Source organism: Peribacillus sp. NPDC096447 (genome assembly GCF_044762725.1).
Classification (GTDB): domain Bacteria; phylum Bacillota; class Bacilli; order Bacillales; family DSM-1321; genus Peribacillus.
The window spans coordinates 375907-388253 of sequence record NZ_JBIWEV010000006.1 but is presented as its reverse complement, the minus strand read 5'-3'; the positions used below and the strand labels follow the sequence as shown (position 1 = coordinate 388253).

The following is a 12347-nucleotide window of genomic DNA, read 5'->3' as shown; positions in this document are numbered from 1 at the left end:
ATTTGGCATGCACAAATTTAGTATAGCATGAAATATTTTAAGTTTTCATTGAAAAATGTTGACTAACTATTAGCTGGTTTAGTTCTATAAGAAAAGGAGGCTTCCACATCTCCTAATAATGAAGTAAATTGCTCTTTAGTGAAATAAGGAATTAAAGGTTACAAAAATAGATAAAAATATTACCTCCCAATACACACCTAAAGGGTATGTTGATCGAGTTTTGACATGGCAGACTGATACTTGGTCTCACGTTCTATAGAAAGTGAATGGATTGATGTTAAGCAAAGACCAATGCCTTCCTTATATAAGATTGATGTTCAAACAAAGACTCCAAAGAAAATAACTTCACCTACATCAAATGAAGGAGATTTTCGTCCACAATACATAAATAATAAGAATAAATTGATCTGGATAAGAACCAATAGAGAAAAAGCAAATGTTTGGATTGCGAATCCAAATGGTTTAAACCAGAAAATCTGGATTGAAAACATTAATCCTGGAACTTGGTATTATGAACATTTTAGTTGGGATGAGTTTTTTAGTTTATATCAACCGTAATTAATAAATAAAGCAAGATGAAATTTGTATTATTCTTGAACTGTAACAGATTGCATATTCCACAAAACTAGCTAATAGAAGCTCATTTGTTATTCAATTAAAGGGCGCTTTAATTGAATAACAAATGAACACATATTATACATGACTAATATGTGTTGTCCTTTATTTTTCAGGTTTTTTAAAATTTAGGTCTTGATAAGGTTATCATTTATCAATATACCGATGCATTAATAACCGGATTAAGAATAGACAAAATTGGTTTGCTTCTAGGAATTGAAGAAAATAACCGGATAAAGCTAGCCAGCATATTGGAGTTTGTCACTCCTGCAGCCAGGAAACAATTCTATAGCTAGTATCAGGATTTAGTTGTTGGTGAAATTCATTTATAGATCCGAAGATTAGGTGCAAGGGAAGGCTCAGAAATTATACAACAGAGGGGCTATTGCGTATTCCGTTCATATTGTTGGATTGAAAATGAGATTTTTCAAATATTATATTAGGTGATTTTATAAAAAAGTAACCGTTCGTAAAAGTGTACTTTTAGGAACGGTAAATCTGTTCTTCTGATATCTGATTTGAAGCAGCGGGAACTTTTCGTGTCTTATAATTTATCATATCTGAAGAGTAAACCATGATACTTACCATTCCTCCTTGCGTTGCAGCTCGGATTAGGATAGGTTGATTGTACTTGTTTTTAAAACTAAAATCAGGACCATACCAGCTTACTGTAGCATCGCGGCCAGATGGAACATACGGAACGCTCCTAGTATGGGAATAGCGTTGAATAGTTTTCAACCCTGCATTGTCGATAGCATTAAACAGGGTGGATGACACCTGACATATCCCTCCACCAATCCCTTCAGAAAACTCTCCTTTAACGATAACTCGAGCGAGCATATATCCTTTATTTACTGATCTCTTGCCGACGGCTTGATTAAAAGAAAACACCTCTCCTGGAAACACGACATAATTATTAATGGCTTCTGTAGCAAGTGAGATATTATTTGTACGATTTTTGTTGTTCACATTAAAATAGGTTCTATATTCACCTATCTTTTTTTCACGAATCTCTGCAAGTAATTCGCTGTCAACTTTTGGATGAATAGCAAGCAAAGGTACTTCTAGTTTGTATGCTTTACTACTGTACAAAAAGGAATAAAATTGCTCTTTAAATGCTTGATGGTATAGCTTGTAACCTACCCGCCCAGGAAGAATATTACCTTGTTTGCCTATTGTGGCATTTACAGGTTTTTGGTACACTTGTCGATCTATTTTTTCGACAAATTGATTGTATTTATCCACGTCCATGATAGGAACATCTAGTAAGGGCAAAGTAATATCAGCATGGTTGACACTGGCAATCGTTTGTCCTTGGTGGGTTACCGATAAGCTTTCAGAAATATTCACTGGTTGTACGAATAGTAAAAGTCCGGCAATCCATGATAATCGCATATAATGCACCCCCACACTGGATTGGAATTTATTTTTCCGTATCTTCAAAAATCTCATTTTAAGGCTTCATAGATCGCATCTTGATCAATGAACCAACGATCAGTCAAACTCTCCCTTCGGATCATAAAATGGATGATTTTGCTTTCACTCCCTTTTCCCTCTTTATAAACCTTCACTTGAACCGGTACATCCACGAATATTAACCCGTTTGCGTCTTGAAGTGGTTGTCTTGAAAAATCTTTAACCTCAAAGTATGTAATATTTTCAGCAAGTTTAATGAAACGTTTGGAATGATCCGGATTTGATAAGGTCATTGATAATAATTTTCTATCTCCTTGATTTATGGCAATGGTAAAAATACGGATAAGTTGGTAGGGACTTACCGTGCCTAAATAATCATCAAGCTTACCGGCCGCTTTCAATATCATTAATTTATGGGCGGTATCTTCGTTTTTTAAACGATGTGTTAAGCTTCCATAGAAATGAATACAGAAGTGACCTGAAAAACCATTTTGAAGGGAGCCTGCGCCATGAGGCATTCCATTCATGGAGGCAGCGATCATTTGATTATTAATCAATACAATAATGGCTCTTCTTTTCCAACTCCATTGATTATGATAAATTTTCTTCATAATCTGGGTATCATCCTTGGTTAGTGGCTGTACATCTGCATGATGACTACCTGCTCTTCGTTGAACCTTAAATGATAATCCGGTTTCAATGTCTATAATGGTGAAATTTGTTCTATTAGGAATAGTGTCGTTTACTATCTCCCAAGGTAATATCTCAATTTTAAAGTTTATAGGTACTTCTTCATCTTCCCAATCAATTGCATAGACCGAATGATTCACCATTAAGACAAATATAAAAATAAAAATAGCTATAAATTCTTTAAAACATTTTTTTCTGTTCATATAGAGTTTCTCCTGCGTTTTTCTTATTATTTCAGGACATGATCATTTGAATACCTTTGAATATTTGGAAATTTTTCAAATAAAACTTTGAAATGTTAATTCATGTTGTAAAGGTTCGCGGGAATCAGCTATAAAGGCTTAAAATGGCTCAAACCCCTGAACTTTCTCCTCTAATAAGGGCGACAAAAGTTAAATGGTCATATTTCATTACTCGTAATCATAAGGAACAAGGAGAACATTTATTAGGGGGTGGTCTTTATGAGAACAAGTTATAGAAGATGGACAGAATTTCCTTACCCAGGGGAAAGTAACCCACCTAAAGGTTCTCCAGAGGCAGGAAATTGGCCAATGTTTTTTATTTCAAGGGGAAGAGACAATGATTTCCTGGACCCCTTTCATCAACGAATCATTTGGCGAATTAAAAATCCTCTAGATATTGATTGGGAAACAGAGTTATTCATTGTAGAAGAGACATTAGAGTCATTGACTTCCCAGCAAATACGCATCGCACAATATTGGGGAACAGGTGAATTAACCGCGAAAATTACCACTCTAGTTTTCAATTTAGCTGAAAAGTATATGCTGGGATCACCGAGTGTTGCAAGGGTTCAGAGTTATTTCCATGCTGCTATGAATGATACCTTTGTTATGACGTGGTTTTTTAAATATCATTGGGATGTTGCACGTCCAAATCAATATGGCAGAAATCTGTCTACTGCGTTGTTTACCCCTCGTTTTCCAGCTTACCCATCTGCACACGCAACTGTGGCGGGATGTGCAGAGACAGTATTAAGTTATATCTTCCCTTAAGAGTCTTCCGAAATAAAAAAACTAATGGAAGAAAGTGCTCAATCGCGTTTGTACGCTGGCGTACATTTTAATGTGGATAACAGTGAAGGCTTAAAGTTAGGCAGACAAATTGGAGAGGTAGTTGTAAGTTTTTTAAGGGCACAAAATCTAAATACGCTTCAATAATGTTTTTGTTCTTCTTCTAGTTCAATCCCATTAGGAAGCACTTTATCTTCATCCCAATCAATCCATTCACCATACATATTTACCCATTCAATCAATTCTCTAATTAACTTATTTGAAATCGGAATGTCCTCTATATCCAAGTTGCAACCACATTGTTTGCACCATATAGGGTCCGCCCCAACATCACCTTCAACTTTTAACTCATTTGTTTCTTTTTGTTCACAAAAACATTCCATATTATTTTCTGACTCCCCTACTACACGCTTTTTTGATTATATTTTACATTACTTCTGTTAAAGTAATCTGCCCTCTTAGTTTAATAAGAAAAGCGATTCTTCTTAAAGAATCGCGCAGTTTGCAGACAAAAGGGTTCTATCTAAAAGTTAAAACAAAGTTGATTGGAGCGAGTGTGCGAGACTCCTGCGGGAAAAGCGTGTCCGGGGAGACCCCTCAGGCGCAAAGGCGCCGAGGAGGCTCCCGGACCGCCCGCGGAAAGCGAGTGCCTGGAGAGAAAATCAACGTTCAAATTTTTCAAGCCCCTAAAAAAACTGTATTTAAAAAAACATCCGAACTTACGAGTTGGATGAAAGAGTAAATGGGATTAAGATTGAATATGTAGAAAAATAATCACTTTTCATAAAAAGTGCATCGGCTTCGATGCCTCTTTTTTGCTCATTGAGGGAATCCGTTATAGCTTCTCACCTCAGGTCTTTTCCCTTATCCCTTTTCGTTCATGTAAAATTTCTTGAATGATTTCAATATGAACAAAAGACCATGATCTTTCATGAAAGTGAAGAAACACACTAATGGAAAGAATGGAAATATAAATTAAAATAAAGACAACCCAAAGCAAACTCCCATCTTTAAAAAGGAAATCCTGCAATTGTTTTGAAAACAGGAAAAAAAGCCAAGGTCCAGAGGATATTATAATAGGAATGATTCCCGATCCGTTTTTCTCTTTTATCATACAATAATAAATTTTTTTTAACGTTTCGCTATCAATCGAACTATAAAAATTTTGAATTTCTTCCACTTCTATTAGTTTCTTCATACATTTGAAAGATCGGTCTTTGTATGAGGCTTTTTTTAATTGAAGATAAATTTTATGAGCATCTCCACGTAACGAAAACATATATCTGATCATTCCCCCCTTCCAAAACACTCCTTACTAAAAGGTTTTGTTATAATCCGTATTTTATGTAGTCTTTGTCTTTTGACTTTTACAGTATCTACTTCAGGGGAAGACATCCTAATTATTGTCCATACTATTAACATAAAAAAAGCCAGCTCGTATACGTAAACCTAAAAGGTCATAATCATCACTCCCGATAATTATGACCTTTTATGTAACGATAAAGAGAGGGTGCCCTAAGGGAGTGACCTAACTATTATGGAGATCTGACCCTTTGGGATCGCCTCTCATTCTTAAACAGTTTTACTTAGTTTCAGATCCATTTTTGCCCGTATCTTCAGCCAATTGTTCAAATGAATTGACCTTACCATGTGGATTCTGCGATTGTTTACGATCTTTCCATTGGCGTTCTTGTTGCCGCTTAGATTGAGTCATCTAAATAAGCTCCTTTACATAAAGTTCAGTAAACAGTTTGAGTCTGGCAAGTATAAATTAATGCATGCCTTTCCATTCACCTTGATTTTTAGATGCTTTTTCTTTTTTTGCTTTATTTTTATGTGCTTGATTAGCGTTTGCACTGCCAAATTCTTTAGAGAATTCTGAATCAGTTTTGCTTGAATCAAATCCTTGTTTGTTCTTTTGATCTGCATCATTTTTCTTTGTTCGTTTTGCCATGGATACCCCTCCTTCTTAACTTTAGTATGAGATCAGAAAGAAGAAATATACCCCGAATTAAAACCGATAGTAACATGAAAATCTGCCATATAATTCGGGTAAAAAAAGCAAAGTGAATAATAAGTTCCAGTTCGGTTATTTCAGCTAACTCACCCGTTCGTACAGTAACATTCAACGTTATTTTTTGGGGTTTCTTTAGTTCGTTATATGAGTGTTTTGGTCATTATAAAGTCCGTTTGTTCTTCATTACCCATATAAAAAGAATGGGCTCCAGTTTGAACAAAACCAATTTTCTGATAAAAACCAATAGCATTTTCGTTTTTTTCCCATACGCCCAGCCAGATTTTCTTTTTATTACGTTCCATTGCGATTTCCATAGCCTTATTTAACAGATATTTACCAAGCCCAAGTTTTTGAAATTTGTTCTTTATATAAATCCGCTCGATTTCAAGTGATTCATCACCCATTTCTTCAGTCTGAGCATCATTGGTATTGACCTTTAAATATCCAGCGACTTCATTATTAAAATAAACAAAAAAGAATTGTGAAGAAATATTGGATAATTCTTTTTCTAATTGTTTTAAGTTAAATGCCCTTTCCAAATAGGCATTCATATTTTCGGGGGAATTCTGATGCTTAAATGTCTCATTAAATGTTTCATAACTAATTTCTTGAAGTTTGCGTGAATCATCAAGGGTACACTTTTTTATAGTCATTTAAATATGTGCTCCTTTATATAATCATATTTTCTCTTGTTTCCCTTTTTAACAAATTCCCAGTCTTTTTCTATATTTTTTCTTACTCTTTGAAGAAGATTGAAAATGGTTTCTACTTCTCTTTCCGAAAATCCCTCTAATGCAACGATATTGGAATAATCATTTTCGCTTTTTATAAAAGGATAAACATTATTCCCTTTCTCTGTTGGAAAGAGTTTTTTAATTTTTTTGTTATGTTTATCTTCTTTCTTTTCAATAAAGCCATTGATTTCAAGATTTTTTATAGCACGAGCTGCTGTTGTTCGATCTACTTTTATCATCTCAGCTAATTTTTCTTGAATGATGCCTGGGTTTTCACATATTCGAACAAGGTACAAATACTGCCCTTTTGTAAGGTCATATTCTTTAAATTCGATATTACTTATGGAATCTAATGCCCTTGCTATCATTCCAATTTCACGAAGAATTTCCTTCATAATTAACCCCTTAGCACGCATTTTTGTTGCAAATACAATAAAAATAACATATATTAAATTTAACCTGATTTTGTTGCGTTTGCAACAAAAAATATGATAAAGGGGTCAAGTAAAGTGAAATATGTTTTTTATGTATTGGGAATTTTAATATTAACCCTTGGTATTTCTTTCACTATACAATCAGACCTTGGAACTTCACCTTTTGATGCACTTTTGGTGGGACTGTCCATAAATGTGGGTCTTACTGTGGGAAGTTGGGAAATAATAATAGCTTTAATATTGATATGCAGTAATTCATTTTTAAAAAGACAAAGACCAGAAGTATTGGGATTGTTAACAGCATTTATAACGGGTATTGGTATTGATATGTGGCTTTTTTTATTGCACAATTTGATAACACCTGAACTATGGTACAGCAAAGTTGTTTGTTTTGGAATCGGCTTAGTTGTTATAGGATTAGGAACTGCAACATATTTACACACAAATTTTGCACCAATCCCAGTTGACCGATTAACATTAATCATACAAGAATTAACTAGAACAAATCTATTCCTTTCGAGAACATTCATTTACCTCCTATTCTTGATATTGGCAATGATTTCAAATGGACCAATTGGCGTTGGAACTTTATTAACCGTTTGTTTAGGGGGGCTAATACTTAATTTCTTTATGCCATTTACTGAAAAAGTATTAGATCGCATATTAACACAATCCAGTACATCACCAAATTATGAGAAAGATAAAAACCATTCATTATAGAATGGTTTTTTGTTTCTTGAACTAACCTGCCCTATAGTTGCATAGAAAATAAGCTGCCTTAAAGGCAGTACGATCATAGGCTAAAGCACCTGTTAGGTGAAATAATCTATTAACCTTCTATTGATAAGTACATACACAAGTATTAATAGAACTAACAGTTACTTCATACGGATACAATGCCACTTTATATTTTTCATTAAATCAGCTACAACCAGGGGTGTTTTCGAAAGCTACTACGTATGAAACAAGTAAAAGAGCTATTCCAATAACCAATAGTCCGTAATCCATTTTTATATCTTCCAATGACAACTTTATTTCTTGTTTTTTCCTCCTTTGTATGCAGCACTTGTTTGTCCGAGAGGAGGCGGATGGAAACAACTTTTAGCTTAACCAATCAAACACTCAGAATTATTTTACACACTTTTAATTGGGTCCTTCTCCGTCATTTCACAACCTTTCTTAAGGAATAAAAAAAGCGACCTTCGTCTTAAAAAGTCACTCATCGTTAGCTTGTCCATAAGAAATTGAATGTTGAAGCAAGGAACTGCCCTGTTAGCCTACCATGCTGCACTTCATAGTATCACAGATAATGAAAGACTTTCGTTCTTTCATGGGAGTTGAAGAAGGGTCACCATAACAATCGTTATAGGAATGAATCTACTAAAAAAGGCAACTTAACGTAACCTTTTTTAGTACAATCATATTCTATTTATTTTTGGCTTTAAGGGCCTTAATTACTTCTTCTGTTGTCTCGGCAATAAGGTCGTCGTTATAATCAGCATCTTTTTTATCACGACTTGAAAGTACAGCAAGAACAATAGGGTCTCCTTTTGGTGGCCAAATGATCGAAATGTCATTTCGCGTACCATATGATCCTGCTCCAGTCTTATCAGCCACTACCCATCCTTTCGGCACTCCAGCACGAATTAACGCATCTCCAGTAGTATTTCTCTTCATCCAATCTATTAAAAGCTCACGTTTCTCAGTTGGAAGTGCATCTCCCAATGTAAAAGCCTGAAGACTAGTAGCAAGTGCTCTTGGTGTACTCGTATCATGAGTTTCACCAGGATTAACTTCATTTAAATCTGGCTCAAATCGCTCAGGGTTGGTAACATTATCTCCGATTTCCTCCAGTGCTTTTTTAAATCCAGTCGGTCCCCCCAGTTGTTTAAGGATAAGGTTTCCAGCAGTATTGTCACTGTATCGAAGAGAAGCATCAGAAAGCTCCTTAAGAGTCATCCCCGTATCAATATGCTTTTCTGTAATCGGATTATAATTAACAAGATCCTCACGTGTATAAGTAATTCTTTGATTAAGTTCTTCTATTGATTTCTGTTGTAAAAGTGCTCCTACAGCTAGAGCCTTATGAGTAGATGCATAAGCAAAACGCTCATCTGGCTGATAGGTTACTGTTTGGTTTGTACCAGTATCCAACGCAAAGACACCAAGTTTAGCATCAAATTTTTCTTCAAGCTTAGCAAAATCATGATTATTGGCAGTTTCTTGTTTTTTGGGTTTAGTTAATTCAGCATTAACGTTATTGTTTGAACAACCTACAAGAGTTGCACATGAAAGAAATAGAACAGGCACAATTTTTCTGAATGTGAAGGCACTAAAAATTTTGCTTAAAGATTTCATTAAAATTCAACCTCTTTCTAAAAAATTTTTATTATGTATTCTCCTGGGATAGCAGCCGGATTTCTTGCACCCTATCTCTTGTTCATGAGTTAGTCCTCCTGATTATTAGATTAGACTCTTATGTACGAATTGAAAAAACAACCTCATGCAAGGAGTTTTGACAGATTACATTTGTAGTCTTATTGCATCTGTAGTACAGTATTACATATGTAATCAAATAAAGTCAATTCTTTATTTTTTACCCTCAATCCACTATAAATATGATATATACCTGTTTTTTAAAATTTAAAAGTCAAGAGAGTTGGTATTGAAGGACATGTTTTTAACTCATTTTATAATAGGTCTATTGGTGTCTTCATTTTCCGTTACTGTTATACTACTTATACGAAAATGGTTCGGAAGACAATTAACAGCAAAATGGCACTATCATTTGTGGATGTTTCTTTTTATGGCTTTAGCACTTCCATTCATACCTTCTGATTTATATAATTTTAGTTCTCTCTTTAGCGGTGGGGATGCATATCAGACTAATGCACCCAGCTCTAATATGAAACTGACTGGAACTGATATGATACAAGGCCTGCACCTAATACAAGACTTTTCTGTATCGGTCAATCGGCCGGACCTGTCCTTACTTAATATTGGAGTGATGGGTTTATGGATGTCAGGGATGCTTTTATTTACCTTAACTATGGTTCGTGGATGGCTCACACTTAGAAGGATAAAGAATTATTCTTCTCCGTTTTCAAATCAAGAAGTCCTCATGCTTTTCGAAGAATGCAAGAAAAGACTACAGATTAAAAAATCAATAAAGATTGTTATTTCTAGAAGAGTCCAATCTCCAATGATATTCGGACTTTTTCAAACATATATCGTCTTACCTTCACAGCATGAAAACTGGCTAAGCTTGAAAAATTACGAGTATATCTTTCTTCATGAATTAAGTCACTATAAAAACAAGGATTTGCTGACAAATTACGTGGTATTGTTTTATCAAATCATTTATTGGTTTAATCCCCTTGTCTGGCTTGCTTTTAGAGAAATGAGATTGGATCGGGAAATCGCATGTGATGCATCTGTTTTACAGTTACTAGATGATGATAATTCATTTAGTGAATATGGAAATACAATCATTAATTTTTTGGATCTTTCAAAACGGTCAAGTAAGCTACAGATAGTGACACATTTAAACGGTTCGAAGCACCAAATCAAAAAACGAATTGAACAAATTTCTGCCTATAAGCATTCCACAAAAAAATCAATAAGAAAAAGCGTCTTTATTTATGTGTTGGCCAGTATCATTTTGACAATCCAATTTCCTTTCGTTTCCGCATTAGCCACGGAAAACGACCAATACTATTTTAATGATGATGGAGCAGTTTATGAGGATTTACATCAATTCTTTAAAGGGTATGAAGGAAGCTTTGTTTTATATGATCATGACGCACAGCAATATCGCATTTATAATGAAGAGAAAAGTACGTTGCGGGTATCACCTGATTCCACATATAAAATCTATAGTGCCTTATTTGCACTAGAATCAAATGTGATATCACCCGAAGAATCCACACTTTCCTGGGATGGGACTGAGCAACCCTATGAGGCTTGGAATATGGATCAGGATGTCTCATCTGCTTTACAAAATTCTGTAAACTGGTATTTCAAAGAATTAGATCGTAGAACAGGATTTGAAACAATACAATCAAATCTCCAAGAGATAAACTATGGAAATTCCGATGTATCTGGGGAATTGGGTGAATTCTGGCTCGAATCCTCATTGAAAATTTCTCCAGTCGAGCAAGTCCAACTGCTGCAAGCCTTTTATTACAATCAATTGCGATATAAGGAAATGCATATCCAAGCTGTGAAGGAAGCCCTACTCTTAGAAAAGAATGAGGAAGCTCGCCTATCAGGAAAAACAGGTACAGGAACAGTGAATGGAAAAAACATCAATGGTTGGTTTATCGGTTATGTAGAGACGAAGACCAATACTTATTTCTTTGCTACCAATATACAAAATGAAGATGATTCATCTGGAACCAAGGCGGGAGAAATTACTTTATCAATTTTAAAAGATTTAGGAATCTATAAAGAAAATGGAGGGGAGAAAAATGGAGAAAAACATTCCTAGCATATCAGAATCAGAATGGGAAATCATGAACGTGCTTTGGGATAAAGCCCCTCAAACAGCAAATGACATCATTGTTTCCTTACAGGAGAGTACACATTGGAAGCCGAAAACCATACGCACTCTTCTCGATCGATTGGTTCAAAAAGATGTAGTAGGTGTCAATAAAAATCTAAGAGTTTACACCTTTCACCCGCTCTATACACAGGAAGAGTGCCAGCGTGCCGAGACCGAATCATTTATCAACCGTATCTATGGAGGCACCCTGAAATCCATGCTTGTCCAATTCATACAGGAAGATACCCTATCTGATGATGATATCAATGAACTACGCTTTATTTTAAATAAGAAACCTAAAAAGTAATAATATCAAAAAAGCGATTTGGAATTTTTCCAAATCGCTTTTTTCGGTCGAAATCGAAATAGCCGAGGACATATTTCTCATGTAATTACCGCTTTCTTGCTCAGATTAAAAAGAAAATACTACGCCCGGTAGTCATAAACAAAAAAACAAGTGCAGAGCTACACACGAAAGGAGCCATTAACTATGAAGGATGTATTTATTAAACTAACTGCCCCGTTAGTTAATTAAGCAAAAAGGCTACCAAATGGCAGCCCTGGAACTGAGTTACCTTCACATGAGAAGATTAGCTGGGTTTCTTAATTATTTACATCCAATTCGGATCCGACTGGTAAAAAACGACTGCTCATTGTTCAGCAATCACGCCCGATTGTTGAAGAAGACTTATTTATTTTGAATACTTTCCAGTAAGCTTTTTCAAAACTTTCAAGCTCTTTATGAAAATGAGGATATTTACTTACCGAATCCTTTAAAAAGGAATATTTCGATAAAGTGAAAAAAAGTCTTTATGTAGGAACTGCCTTTGATAGCTAGGAATCTTCTTAGGTCTCCAATTTCCGTTC

Annotated in this window: 13 protein-coding genes; 5 read left to right on the top strand and 8 right to left on the bottom strand. The window is 35.0% G+C overall.

What is annotated here, in order from left to right:
- The first annotated feature begins 240 nt into the window (after window positions 1-240).
- Entirely contained in the window at window positions 241-558 is a 318-nt protein-coding gene (locus tag ACIQZD_RS21560) for a hypothetical protein (protein ID WP_402906240.1), read from the top strand.
- A 540-nt stretch (window positions 559-1098) separates the two neighbouring features.
- On the opposite strand, the gene ACIQZD_RS21555 is transcribed toward ACIQZD_RS21560, so the two are convergent.
- Window positions 1099-2010 carry a VanW family protein gene (locus ACIQZD_RS21555; RefSeq protein ID WP_402906238.1) on the bottom strand — a complete coding sequence of 304 codons (912 nt, stop codon included), beginning with the start codon at window positions 2008-2010 and terminating at the stop codon, window positions 1099-1101.
- Window positions 2011-2063: 53 nt separating this feature from the next.
- On the bottom strand, window positions 2064-2924 hold the full coding sequence (locus ACIQZD_RS21550; RefSeq protein WP_402906236.1) for a hypothetical protein: 861 nt from the start codon (window positions 2922-2924) through the stop codon (window positions 2064-2066).
- A gap of 258 nt (window positions 2925-3182) precedes the next feature.
- Here ACIQZD_RS21550 and ACIQZD_RS21545 point away from each other — a divergent pair, with 258 nt between their 5' ends.
- Window positions 3183-3734, top strand: a complete 552-nt coding sequence (locus tag ACIQZD_RS21545; protein ID WP_402906234.1) for a phosphatase PAP2 family protein — start codon at window positions 3183-3185, stop codon at window positions 3732-3734.
- Window positions 3735-3892: 158 nt separating this feature from the next.
- Here ACIQZD_RS21545 and ACIQZD_RS21540 read toward each other — a convergent pair whose 3' ends face one another.
- From ACIQZD_RS21540 to ACIQZD_RS21520, 5 genes are all read right to left on the bottom strand, one after another.
- On the bottom strand, window positions 3893-4135 hold the full coding sequence (locus tag ACIQZD_RS21540) for a hypothetical protein (RefSeq protein WP_402906232.1): 243 nt from the start codon (window positions 4133-4135) through the stop codon (window positions 3893-3895).
- Window positions 4136-5334: 1199 nt separating this feature from the next.
- Complete coding sequence (locus ACIQZD_RS21535; RefSeq protein WP_402906230.1) at window positions 5335-5466, bottom strand: DUF6254 family protein; 132 nt, start codon at window positions 5464-5466, stop codon at window positions 5335-5337.
- A gap of 57 nt (window positions 5467-5523) precedes the next feature.
- A complete protein-coding gene (locus ACIQZD_RS21530; protein ID WP_034310968.1) occupies window positions 5524-5706 on the bottom strand; it encodes a hypothetical protein in 183 nt (60 codons plus the stop codon).
- 203 nt (window positions 5707-5909) lie between these two features.
- Window positions 5910-6422 carry a spermidine/spermine N(1)-acetyltransferase gene (gene paiA, locus ACIQZD_RS21525; protein ID WP_402906228.1) on the bottom strand — a complete coding sequence of 171 codons (513 nt, stop codon included), beginning with the start codon at window positions 6420-6422 and terminating at the stop codon, window positions 5910-5912.
- Window positions 6419-6898, bottom strand: a complete 480-nt coding sequence (locus tag ACIQZD_RS21520; protein ID WP_402906225.1) for a MarR family winged helix-turn-helix transcriptional regulator — start codon at window positions 6896-6898, stop codon at window positions 6419-6421. The genes paiA and ACIQZD_RS21520 overlap by 4 nt, the downstream gene beginning before the upstream one ends.
- Window positions 6899-7012: 114 nt before the next feature.
- Here ACIQZD_RS21520 and ACIQZD_RS21515 point away from each other — a divergent pair, with 114 nt between their 5' ends.
- Complete coding sequence (locus ACIQZD_RS21515; RefSeq protein ID WP_402906223.1) at window positions 7013-7657, top strand: YczE/YyaS/YitT family protein; 645 nt, start codon at window positions 7013-7015, stop codon at window positions 7655-7657.
- A 705-nt stretch (window positions 7658-8362) separates the two neighbouring features.
- Here ACIQZD_RS21515 and bla read toward each other — a convergent pair.
- Window positions 8363-9295 (bottom strand): class A beta-lactamase, encoded by a 933-nt coding sequence (gene bla / locus ACIQZD_RS21510; protein WP_402906222.1) that lies wholly within the window; start codon window positions 9293-9295, stop codon window positions 8363-8365.
- Window positions 9296-9611: 316 nt separating this feature from the next.
- On the opposite strand from bla, the gene ACIQZD_RS21505 reads away from it, so the two are divergent.
- Together ACIQZD_RS21505 and blaI are read left to right on the top strand one after the other, a co-directional pair.
- On the top strand, window positions 9612-11426 hold the full coding sequence (locus ACIQZD_RS21505; protein WP_402906278.1) for a BlaR1 family beta-lactam sensor/signal transducer: 1815 nt from the start codon (window positions 9612-9614) through the stop codon (window positions 11424-11426).
- Entirely contained in the window at window positions 11407-11787 is a 381-nt protein-coding gene (blaI, locus tag ACIQZD_RS21500) for a penicillinase repressor BlaI (RefSeq protein ID WP_402906221.1), read from the top strand. The genes ACIQZD_RS21505 and blaI overlap by 20 nt, the downstream gene beginning before the upstream one ends.
- Window positions 11788-12347 lie beyond the last annotated feature (560 nt).

Bases quoted from the DNA above. Each gene is read 5' to 3' on its own strand.
- ACIQZD_RS21555 (WP_402906238.1), bottom strand. From the start codon at position 2,010: ATGCGATTATCATGGATTGCCGGACTTTTACTATTCGTACAACCAGTG.
- ACIQZD_RS21550 (WP_402906236.1), bottom strand. From the start codon at position 2,924: ATGAACAGAAAAAAATGTTTTAAAGAATTTATAGCTATTTTTATTTTT.
- ACIQZD_RS21545 (WP_402906234.1), top strand. From the start codon at position 3,183: ATGAGAACAAGTTATAGAAGATGGACAGAATTTCCTTACCCAGGGGAA.
- ACIQZD_RS21540 (WP_402906232.1), bottom strand. From the start codon at position 4,135: ATGGAATGTTTTTGTGAACAAAAAGAAACAAATGAGTTAAAAGTTGAA.
- ACIQZD_RS21535 (WP_402906230.1), bottom strand. From the start codon at position 5,466: ATGACTCAATCTAAGCGGCAACAAGAACGCCAATGGAAAGATCGTAAA.
- ACIQZD_RS21530 (WP_034310968.1), bottom strand. From the start codon at position 5,706: ATGGCAAAACGAACAAAGAAAAATGATGCAGATCAAAAGAACAAACAA.
- paiA (WP_402906228.1), bottom strand. From the start codon at position 6,422: ATGACTATAAAAAAGTGTACCCTTGATGATTCACGCAAACTTCAAGAA.
- ACIQZD_RS21520 (WP_402906225.1), bottom strand. From the start codon at position 6,898: ATGAAGGAAATTCTTCGTGAAATTGGAATGATAGCAAGGGCATTAGAT.
- bla (WP_402906222.1), bottom strand. From the start codon at position 9,295: ATGAAATCTTTAAGCAAAATTTTTAGTGCCTTCACATTCAGAAAAATT.
- ACIQZD_RS21505 (WP_402906278.1), top strand. From the start codon at position 9,612: ATGTTTTTAACTCATTTTATAATAGGTCTATTGGTGTCTTCATTTTCC.
- blaI (WP_402906221.1), top strand. From the start codon at position 11,407: ATGGAGAAAAACATTCCTAGCATATCAGAATCAGAATGGGAAATCATG.